Origin of the sequence: Mucilaginibacter sp., from assembly GCF_036383575.1 — a bacterium.
Taxonomy (GTDB): Bacteria; Bacteroidota; Bacteroidia; order Sphingobacteriales; family Sphingobacteriaceae; genus Mucilaginibacter.
The window spans coordinates 1-9,303 of the sequence record NZ_DASVOB010000617.1 but is presented as its reverse complement, the minus strand read 5'-3'; the positions used below and the strand labels follow the sequence as shown (position 1 = coordinate 9,303).

Genomic DNA, 9,303 nt, shown 5'->3' with positions numbered 1-9,303 from the left:
AACCCGGATTTTTTCCTGGAGTGGAAACAAAAACACGGTTTGATATAACAGCGCATTGGGATGAAAAAGGTTTACCTTGTTGCCGATAATATTACCTCGCCCCTGGGCGCTACAACTGCGCAAAACTTTGAGCACTTGGTTAACGACGTTACGGGTGTGAGGCAACACAATGACAAAGCCATGTCTGACGAGCGTTTTTTCGCATCGTTATTTGAAAAAGGATATTTTCAAACTGATAAGTCTTGGACAAAATTCGAGCACCTCGTCATTGCTTCGTTAACCGAAATCTTGTATGGAGTTGATAAAAATATATCCGACAAAAAAACTGTTCTGATCATTTCCACCACTAAAGGTAATATCAGCCTGTTGGAAACTGAAGAGCCAAGCCAGGAATTAGATGCGCGCATTGCACTGCATTCATCGGCAAAAAAAATAGCTCAACATTTTGGTTTTGTAAACGAACCTATAGTTATTTCACACGCTTGTATTTCAGGTTTGGCGGCCATGATCACCGGGATGCGGTTAATTCAATCCGGGCTATACGACCATGTTGTTGTTACCGGTGCCGATGTGATCTCAAAATTTGTATTATCTGGTTTTCAATCTTTCCAGGCTGTTAGTCCTGGCCTGTGCAAGCCATTTGATGCCAACCGCGACGGCATCAACTTAGGTGAGGGCGCAGCTACTGTTATTCTATCGGCAGAAGAAACTGACGGAGAAACTATTGAATTGGTTTCTGGTGCAGTAAGTAATGATGCTAACCATATTTCAGGGCCATCACGCACCGGCGAAGAATTATACTATGCCATCAATAAAGCGATGATAGCTGCGGGCTTGCAAGCCGAGGATATAGACTTCATATCGGCCCACGGCACAGCTACCATTTATAATGATGAAATGGAAGCCAAAGCCGTTACGCTGGCTGGTTTACAAGGCGTACCGCTTAACAGTCTTAAAGGTTTTTACGGACATACATTAGGAGCGTCAGGCTTGATCGAAGCCATTATATCAGCACAATCATTAAAGCAAAATATTATTATTCCGACAAAAGGCTTTAACAAACAAGGTGATGCCAACCCGGTAAATGTTTGCAGTCAGTTGATCTCGAAACCGCTTAATAATTGCCTCAAAATAGCTTCGGGCTTTGGGGGATGCAATGCGGCCATAATCTTAACCAAATCACAACAGGATATTTGATAATATGAATACAGAACAGGTAGATGTATTGGTAATAGGTGCAGGTCCGGCAGGAACGGTGGCCGCATCCATTGTACACCAGGCAGGCTTTAAGGTAAAAATTGTAGAAAAACAGCTTTTCCCCCGCTTTGTAATTGGCGAAAGTTTGCTGCCCCGCTGCATGGAAGCACTAACCGAAGCCGGTTTTGTAGATGCCATTAAAGCGCAGGGCTTCCAGGAAAAAGCGGGGGCCAAGTTTGTGAAAGACGGCAAGATCTGCGACTACCAGTTTGCCGACCAATTTACCCCCGGCTGGAACTGGACCTGGCAGGTACCCCGTGCCGATTTTGATAAAACACTTGCCGATACCGTTGCGCAAATAGGTGTGCCAGTTCACTACGAAACCACAGTTACCAATATCGTTTTCAACGGCACCGATTCGGTAACTACAGTTGAAGATAAAGACGGCAACCAAACACAAATTGTGGCCCGCTTTATTATCGATGGCAGCGGTTACGGCCGGGTGATCCCCAAACTGTTTAACCTCGACAGGCCATCTACCCAGGTACCACGCAAAGCGCTGTTTGTGCATACCGTTGATAAAAAACGTTCGATGGCCGATGAGCCAAACCGCATTACTATTGTGGTGCACCAACCCGGCGTTTGGATCTGGATCATTCCTTTTGCCAATGGCGTTACCTCGCTGGGATTTGTGGGCAATCCTGAATTTTTTAAACAACATGAAGGTACCGACGAAGAAGTTTTGCGTGAGCTCATCGCTTCGCAGCCTTATTTCAGTGAGCGGTTTGAAGATGTAGAATTTAAATTTGCGCCGAGGGTGCTGGAATCATGGTCGGCCACTACCAGTAAATTTTATGGCGATGGCTTTGTGCTTACCGGCAATGTGACCGAGTTTTTAGATCCTATATTTTCATCGGGCGTAACACTGGCTACGGTATCGAGCCAAACAGCGGCTCATCTCGTAATCCGTACATTGAACGGCGAAACGGTAGATTGGGATAAGGAATACATGCAGCACATGATGCAGGGTGTGAACACTTTTCGCTCATACGTTACCGCATGGTACGAGGGCGTACTGGACACCATATTTTTTGCCGATAACCAGGACCCGCTTGTTAAAAGCCAAATCTGCTCGGTATTGGCCGGTTATGTTTGGGACCTGGACAACCCTTACGTTAAAAATCACGAAACAGCATTGCATAAACTGGCCCGCACTATCACCTTAAGGGATATTGTAGCCGCCGATAAACGCTAAAAGCGGAATGCTCAAAGCTTAAAGCCTGATACATTTTTATATAAATTGAACAATCAGCATTACATATCATCCCATTGTACCATCAGCAGCAATGCTGTACGCTATAATGGTACGCTGCTGTTTGAGGCAGAATATACTGATATTGCCGGCTTCCTGCTATCCGCTTATCAACTCATCGGGGCAAAATATCCTAAGTTTTATAAAATGGATAACCTGGCCAAACTGGGCTGGCTTGTTGCCGAGGTTTTGCTGAAAGATTTTGATGCGGCTAAATATCAGCCGACCGACATAGGCGTAGTATTATCAAACGCCAGTTCCAGCCTGGATACTGATAAGCGGTATTATGAATCCGTTCAGGATATGGCAAGCCCGGCCTTGTTTGTTTACACGCTGCCCAATATTGTCATCGGCGAGATCTGCATCCGTCATCATTTTAAAGGCGAGAATGCTTTTTTTATTTTTGAGCAGTTTAATGCGGATTTTATAGCGGGCTACGTTTCAAACTTACTGGATACCCAGCAACTGCAGGTTTGCATTTGCGGATGGGTGGAGCTGCTTGGCGATAAATATAAAGCGGTTTTGTTTTTGGTTGAGAAAGAAAAAAAAGAAGGCTCCATGCCTTTTACCACAGAAAATATTAATAAAGTTTACAGTACACCAAATGGATAAATTAATGGCCGATCTGAAAGAGCAGATCATTGAGCAGTTGAACTTACAGGATGTGAAGCCGGAGGATATAGGCGATGATCAGGCACTTTTTGGCGATGGTCTGGGACTTGATTCGATAGACGCGTTGGAGCTGATCGTACTGTTACAGCAAAAATATAAAGTAAAGCTTTCCAATGCGGAAGATGGCCCAAGGATCTTCCGTTCGGTACGCACCATTGCTGAGTTTATTGAGGGCAGTAAAATCCCGAACGCTTAACAGTGGCGCAGCCTGTTTTCATAGCTGGTGCAGGGGTGATTTCGGCCATAGGTAATACTACGGCCCAAAACCTGCTATCGCTTGAACGGGCCGAAACAGGCATTGCAGCCATCAAATATCTCGACACTGAACATCGCGATGAATTTCCGGTTGGTGAGGTTAAGCTGAGCAATGAAGAGCTTGCCGAACTCTCGGGGTTTAAACCGGCCATCAGCCGTACGGCTATGCTGAGTTTGATTGCCGCCAGAGAAGCTTTGGTTGATGCTGGGATCAGCAATTTTGCCGGTTTAAGAAGCGGTTTTATTTCGGCCAATACCGTTGGCGGCATGGATAAAACCGAAGATTTTTTCAGGGAGTTTTTACCCGATAATACCAAAGGCCGCTTGCGCAAGGTGCTTAACCATGAGTGCTGTGCTGTTACCAATTTAGTTGCCGATAAGCTGGGCATCAGGCATTACGTAAGCACTATTAGCACCGCATGTTCCTCATCGGCCAATGCCATTATGTACGGGGCAAGGCTCATCAAAAACAATATGCTTGACGTGGTTATAGCAGGCGGCACCGATGCCCTTACCCGCTTTACGCTGAACGGTTTTAATACCCTCATGATTTTGGACAAACAACCCTGCCAGCCATTCGATGCCAATCGCCGCGGCTTAAACCTTGGTGAGGGGGCGGGTTATGTGGTACTCGTATCTGAACGGATAGCCCTATCGATCAAAAAAGAATTGTATTGTACCCTGAGTGGTTGCCACAATGCAAACGACGCGTATCATCAAACAGCATCATCACCGGAAGGTACAGGTTCATTGCTTGCGATGAAAGGCGCGCTGCAAAAGGCGGGATTACAACCTTCAGATATCGGTTACATCAATTTGCACGGCACCGGCACACAAAATAACGATAGCTCAGAAGGGGCCGCTATCGCAGCACTGTTCGCTGAGCATTATCCAAAAATGAGCTCTACCAAAGCTTTTACCGGGCATACGCTCGGGGCAAGCGGGGGCATTGAAGCAGTGTTTTCGGCACTGGCGATACAACGTGGTTTGGTATACCCCAATTTACGGTTTGAAACTTCTATGGAAGGGCTGCCCTTTGCACCCGAAACCCGTTTTTCAAAACAGCCGGGGTTAAAACATGTGCTGTCGAACTCGTTTGGGTTTGGGGGTAATTGTTCATCATTAATATTCTCAAAACTATAGGCGATGTACATCAGGGCAGCAAGCAATATATCGCCGCAAAATACATTCGGCAATCAGTTATCCCTTACGGAATTGGTTGAATACACCGGCGACAAGCTCACCTGTATAGAACCCGATTATAAAAGCCTGATCGATCCGAAACTCATTCGCCGCATGAGCCGCATTATTAAAATGGGCGTTGCCTCGGGGATGGATTGTTTGCAGCAAGCCGGCGTACCAGTACCCGATGCCATCATCACGGGCACTGCTTATGGCTGTTTGGAGGATACCAATACTTTCTTGAGCAAAATGGTGCAGCAAAATGAGGAAGCGCTTGCCCCTACGGCTTTCATCCAATCAACCCATAATACAATCAGCGCGCAGATAGCACTGTTGCTGCAATGCCATAACTACAACAACACGTTTGTAAATGGCGGTGCCTCTTTTGAAAACGCCCTGCTTGATGCCATGATGCTTTTGTATGATGGCGAAGCAGGCAGCGTACTTGTAGGGGGCATTGATGAAATTACAACTAACAGCCATGCTATTTTAAAGCGGATGGGATTATACCGCAGGCAACCAATCTCGAATTTTGAACTGCTTAACGATCCCGGCAAAGGAACAATGGCTGGTGAAGGTTCGGCCTTCTTCCTGTTGAGCCGTGAGGTTTCGGGTAATGATTGGGCTAAAATTGATGGTGTATCCAGCTTTTATAAACCACGCAACAGAGCCGAAATACAACAGCATATCAACACTTTTTTGTTGACGCAGCATGTCGACATTAATGAAATAGACCTCTTGATAACAGGTAACAACGGGGATTTAAAAAATGATGCTATTTATGAGCATCTGCAGATGTATGATTTTGCGGATAAACCAATCATCAGTTACAAAGCCCTCTGTGGCGAGTATCCGACTTCTTCAGCATTTGCTTTGTGGCTGGCCGCCCATGAAATCAAAAATGGCGTTTGTTCATTTGTATCCGATAGCAACCAGATCCCTGTAAAAAAGATTTTGATCTATAATCATTACCAAAATATTCACCATTCGTTAATTCTGCTTTCGGCATGTTGAACTTCAGGAACACCAATATTCTTTTTGTTGGCCTGCTGGGGTTAATAGCCTGGGAGCACATCACAGAAGGGGTGTCATGGTGGAGTTATCTGATACTGGCATTTATTTACTCGCTGATATTATTTTACGGTTGCTATTATATTGGCTCCAATTTTTTCATGCGGGTGATGTGTGCTGCAAAAACCAGCAAAAAGGTCATCGCCATTACTTTTGACGATGGGCCGGATACCGTTGCAACACCACAGATCCTTGATATTTTAAAGCAACATAACGTTCCGGTAGCATTCTTTTGCATCGGGAACAGGATTGCCGGGAATGCAACCATCTTGAAACAGATCCACGAGCAGGGCCACGTTATCGGCAACCACAGCTTTTCGCACCATTTCTGGTTCGATCTGTTTTCACCGTCCAAAATGCTGGATGATCTGCTCCGGGCAAACCAGGTGGTGAGGCAGACCATCAATTTAAGTCCGTTGTTGTTTAGGCCACCTTACGGGGTGATCAATCCCAATTTGAAAAAGGCCATTGTTAAAAGCAGGATGATACCTATAGGCTGGAGCGTACGCTCGATGGATACCGTTATTAATGACGAGAAAAAATTATTAAATAAGATAACCCGCCGGTTAAACCCCGGTGCTATTTTCCTGTTTCATGATACGGGGCCCGCAACAATTTCGGTTTTACCCCTGTTTATTGAACAGGCCAAAGCGCAGGGATATGAGATTGTGCGGCTGGATAAAATGCTAAATTTACAGGCTTATGCGTAAATTGATTTTTAATAGAGATAAAATAACAAAAGTCGAAGCCGGGGCTGTGCGATTCCCTCCCCTGGGAGGGTGTAGGGAGGGGTTTCATCAGCGCTTAACCCCTACCTCCTCCTTCCCCAGGGAAGGAACCGCACCGGCTTGCGCTCATTCTAATTTGATCAATGTGATCTGTATTTTCGTTGCTTTCCTTTGTTTCACCATCACCGCCCATGCCCAACACGCAGGCTATACCCAACTAACCGATCTCACCAAATTCAAACAGCAGTTTGCCGAAGTTGCCGAAAAAACCAACAGCATTAAAAGTGATTTTACCCAGGAGAAAAGCCTGAGCATGCTATCAGAAAAGATCACATCCAAAGGAAAATTCTGGTACCGGAAAACCAATATGCTCCGGATGGAATATACTCAGCCCTTCAGCTACCTCATGATCCTGAACAAGGACAATGTGTACATCAAGGATGGCCAAAAGGAAAATAAGGTATCCACCCGGTCTAACAAAGTATTCAAACAGATCAACAAAATTGTGGTGGACTGTATCCAGGGAACCGCACTCAACAGCGGCGATTTTAAATCGGCAGTTTATGAAAACAAGGGCACCTATTTGGTTTCGCTTTCGCCGGTTAACAAGCAACTGAGTGAGTTTTTTAAAACCATTGAAATTACCGTTGATAAAAAAGACTATTCCGTAAACATCATCGAAATGCTGGAAGGCTCGGGCGATAGCACTACCCTACGTTTCACTAATAAAGAGATCAATGCCAATATCCCGGACGCGCTTTTTGCTATTAAGTAGCTGCCTGCTGATCCTGGCAAGCTGCTCATCGGTTTATAAAAATTTCAAACCGGCAGAGGGTGATGTGCGCGATATCAAAAAATTCGCACCTGATTTTACCAACGTACTTTACAAAACCGAGGTCGATGTGATAGGCGGTCATCATTTAAGCGGTCTGCTACTGATTAAAACCCTCCCCGATAAAAGCGTACGTATGGTGTTCAGCAACGAGATGGGGTTCAAGTTCTTTGATTTTGAGTTTAAGCCCGATGGCGGCTTCAAGGTGTATTACATCATTAAACAAATGGATAAGCGCCCGGTGATCATTACCCTGCAAAAAGATTTTGAACTGGTGATGATGCGCAAGCAAAATCCGGCAACAGGCTATATGCGCAAAGACGACGATTACCTGTACTATGTTTTTCCGCAGGAAAAGGGAGCAAACTACTATATCACCAATAAAGCAGGAACAGAGTTGATCCGCATGGAGCGCTCTTCGGATCGTAAACCGGTGGTACAGGCCATGATGGGCGGGATCCATGACGGCATCCCCGATACCATCGGCATCAGCCATAAAAACTTTAAATTTAACATCGGCCTAAAACGCCTTAAACGATAATGCTCAAGGATACTTTTTTCAGTTTCACAACTCCTGAAACCGATGGCAGTTTACTTAAAACCACCATCACCCTTAACTCCGCACATGATATTTTCAAAGGGCATTTTCCGGGCAATCCGGTTGTGCCGGGCGTTTGTATGATGCAGATGATCAAGGAGGTTCTTGAAGATCATCTGGATAAAAAACTACAGCTGATTAAAGCGGATAATATTAAGTTTTTATCGTTTATGGATCCTAACCAACACGAACAAGTTGGGCTGGAGGTAAAGATAAGTATGATTGAAGGGCATGTTAAAGCGGATGCACAGCTGGTGAATGAAGGGATTGTTTTTTTGAAATTTAAAGGGGTATTTAAGTAACCATGTCATTGCGAGGAACAGCAGGGGAATGAGTGTTGGGGTGACGTGGCAATCTCGTAGCCGTGCATAAATACTTTGCAAGTCCGCCCTGTATCCGACGAGATTGCCGCGCTGCGCTCGCAATGACATTGTTATAAAAAAGCCCTTGGTTTACCAACCAAAGGCTCATCAATCACACCAAATCCCCTATCTAATATTTTAAACCTGTAAAGTCTGCTTTGCGCTTTTACCCAGCCTGATAGCAGCCAATAAATAATAAAAAGCACCAAAGGCCGAATATCCTGCCAGATTCACGATACCCATATTAGGCGAATGGGCCATGGCGATAAATGATACCCCGGCAAGCATAGATTGGCCGCCGCTTAAGATCATTGGCCATTGGCCGCCAAATTCTTTGCGCCTTTTCAGGCCAAGGACTAATTGAATTAAACCTGTTAATAAAGCCCAGGCCCCAAATACAATCAGCGCCGATGAAACACCTTTACTTATTGCAAAACCTACCGCTAATGTGGTAGCGATACTGATGGCGGCGTTAATGTATTGCGGTGTTACAGAAGTACCGTTGCCCTGGTTAGCGCGGATATCGAAGAAGGTACCCACAACGTCCCATAGCGGATAGATCACCAGCAATATGGTTGCGGCTGTAAATGAGGTTTTGACCAATAAGGATACCAATACTACCCAGGTAACAGAAAATGCTACCCGTATAAAATAGAGTTTGCGCAGCTCGCGGGCTGTTTTTACCGCAGCTGAAGTTTCTATGATCAATGTTTTATTTGCTGACATGACTTTCAATTTTTATTTCGTTTTGTTTGATGACGCAAAGTTGGGCACAAAACGCGACAGCCATTTTCACTTAGGTGAAAACCGGAAGGGTCATTTGTCAGCTGAGTTTCGTTTTTAAGGCTTTGTTTGTGATAAACGCTTCTTGATACGGGTAAGCGATGGGTTTTTGATGCCCAGGTAGGATGAAATATGGTAGGCAGGAATGCGGTTAACGATATTGGGATGCTGGGCTACCATCTTTAAATAACGCTCTTCGGCAGTATTGAACTGAAATTCTTCGGCACGGGCCTGCGAGTGGTTGAAAAACAATTCGGCAATGAGGCGCCCGAAACGCTGCCAGCCGGTTGGCGTGGTATAAAGGTACTGGA

11 protein-coding genes and 1 pseudogene are annotated in these 9,303 nt (G+C 45.2%); 10 read left to right on the top strand and 2 right to left on the bottom strand.

Annotated features, from left to right (window positions below):
- Positions 1 to 60 precede the first annotated feature (60 nt).
- The 10 genes from VF500_RS21965 to VF500_RS21920 all read left to right on the top strand — a co-directional run bounded on the left by VF500_RS21965 (position 61) and on the right by VF500_RS21920 (position 8,149).
- Positions 61 to 1,197, top strand: a complete 1,137-nt coding sequence (locus tag VF500_RS21965) for a beta-ketoacyl synthase N-terminal-like domain-containing protein (protein WP_330861732.1) — start codon at positions 61 to 63, stop codon at positions 1,195 to 1,197.
- A gap of 4 nt (positions 1,198 to 1,201) precedes the next feature.
- Positions 1,202 to 2,452, top strand: a complete 1,251-nt coding sequence (locus VF500_RS21960) for an NAD(P)/FAD-dependent oxidoreductase (protein ID WP_330861731.1) — start codon at positions 1,202 to 1,204, stop codon at positions 2,450 to 2,452.
- 45 nt (positions 2,453 to 2,497) lie between these two features.
- Positions 2,498 to 3,121, top strand: coding sequence for a hypothetical protein (locus VF500_RS21955; protein ID WP_330861730.1), 624 nt, complete (start codon positions 2,498 to 2,500; stop codon positions 3,119 to 3,121).
- Complete coding sequence (locus VF500_RS21950) at positions 3,114 to 3,377, top strand: phosphopantetheine-binding protein (RefSeq protein WP_330861729.1); 264 nt, start codon at positions 3,114 to 3,116, stop codon at positions 3,375 to 3,377. The genes VF500_RS21955 and VF500_RS21950 overlap by 8 nt, the downstream gene beginning before the upstream one ends.
- Before the next feature lie 2 nt (positions 3,378 to 3,379).
- Positions 3,380 to 4,579, top strand: a complete 1,200-nt coding sequence (locus tag VF500_RS21945) for a beta-ketoacyl-[acyl-carrier-protein] synthase family protein (protein ID WP_330861728.1) — start codon at positions 3,380 to 3,382, stop codon at positions 4,577 to 4,579.
- 3 nt (positions 4,580 to 4,582) lie between these two features.
- Entirely contained in the window at positions 4,583 to 5,632 is a 1,050-nt protein-coding gene (locus VF500_RS21940) for a beta-ketoacyl synthase chain length factor (RefSeq protein ID WP_330861727.1), read from the top strand.
- Positions 5,626 to 6,399, top strand: a complete 774-nt coding sequence (locus VF500_RS21935) for a polysaccharide deacetylase family protein (RefSeq protein WP_330861726.1) — start codon at positions 5,626 to 5,628, stop codon at positions 6,397 to 6,399. Before VF500_RS21940 ends, VF500_RS21935 begins: the two co-directional genes overlap by 7 nt.
- A 163-nt stretch (positions 6,400 to 6,562) precedes the next feature.
- The gene (locus VF500_RS21930; protein WP_330861725.1) at positions 6,563 to 7,192 is read left to right on the top strand and encodes an outer membrane lipoprotein carrier protein LolA; all 630 of its coding nucleotides are present in this window, start codon (positions 6,563 to 6,565) and stop codon (positions 7,190 to 7,192) included.
- Positions 7,155 to 7,790 carry a hypothetical protein gene (locus VF500_RS21925; RefSeq protein ID WP_330861724.1) on the top strand — a complete coding sequence of 212 codons (636 nt, stop codon included), beginning with the start codon at positions 7,155 to 7,157 and terminating at the stop codon, positions 7,788 to 7,790. Before VF500_RS21930 ends, VF500_RS21925 begins: the two co-directional genes overlap by 38 nt.
- Entirely contained in the window at positions 7,790 to 8,149 is a 360-nt protein-coding gene (locus VF500_RS21920) for a hypothetical protein (protein ID WP_330861723.1), read from the top strand. Before VF500_RS21925 ends, VF500_RS21920 begins: the two co-directional genes overlap by 1 nt.
- A gap of 198 nt (positions 8,150 to 8,347) precedes the next feature.
- On the opposite strand, the gene VF500_RS21915 is transcribed toward VF500_RS21920, so the two are convergent.
- The gene (locus VF500_RS21915) at positions 8,348 to 8,935 is read right to left on the bottom strand and encodes a DUF308 domain-containing protein (protein WP_330861722.1); all 588 of its coding nucleotides are present in this window, start codon (positions 8,933 to 8,935) and stop codon (positions 8,348 to 8,350) included.
- A 114-nt stretch (positions 8,936 to 9,049) separates the two neighbouring features.
- Positions 9,050 to 9,303 (bottom strand): annotated as a pseudogene (locus tag VF500_RS21910) (Crp/Fnr family transcriptional regulator); the annotation flags it as partial.

Bases quoted from the DNA above. Each gene is read 5' to 3' on its own strand.
- VF500_RS21965 (WP_330861732.1), top strand. From the start codon at position 61: ATGAAAAAGGTTTACCTTGTTGCCGATAATATTACCTCGCCCCTGGGC.
- VF500_RS21950 (WP_330861729.1), top strand. From the start codon at position 3,114: ATGGATAAATTAATGGCCGATCTGAAAGAGCAGATCATTGAGCAGTTG.
- VF500_RS21915 (WP_330861722.1), bottom strand. From the start codon at position 8,935: ATGTCAGCAAATAAAACATTGATCATAGAAACTTCAGCTGCGGTAAAA.
- VF500_RS21960 (WP_330861731.1), top strand. From the start codon at position 1,202: ATGAATACAGAACAGGTAGATGTATTGGTAATAGGTGCAGGTCCGGCA.
- VF500_RS21920 (WP_330861723.1), top strand. From the start codon at position 7,790: ATGCTCAAGGATACTTTTTTCAGTTTCACAACTCCTGAAACCGATGGC.
- VF500_RS21925 (WP_330861724.1), top strand. From the start codon at position 7,155: ATGCCAATATCCCGGACGCGCTTTTTGCTATTAAGTAGCTGCCTGCTG.
- VF500_RS21940 (WP_330861727.1), top strand. From the start codon at position 4,583: ATGTACATCAGGGCAGCAAGCAATATATCGCCGCAAAATACATTCGGC.
- VF500_RS21935 (WP_330861726.1), top strand. From the start codon at position 5,626: ATGTTGAACTTCAGGAACACCAATATTCTTTTTGTTGGCCTGCTGGGG.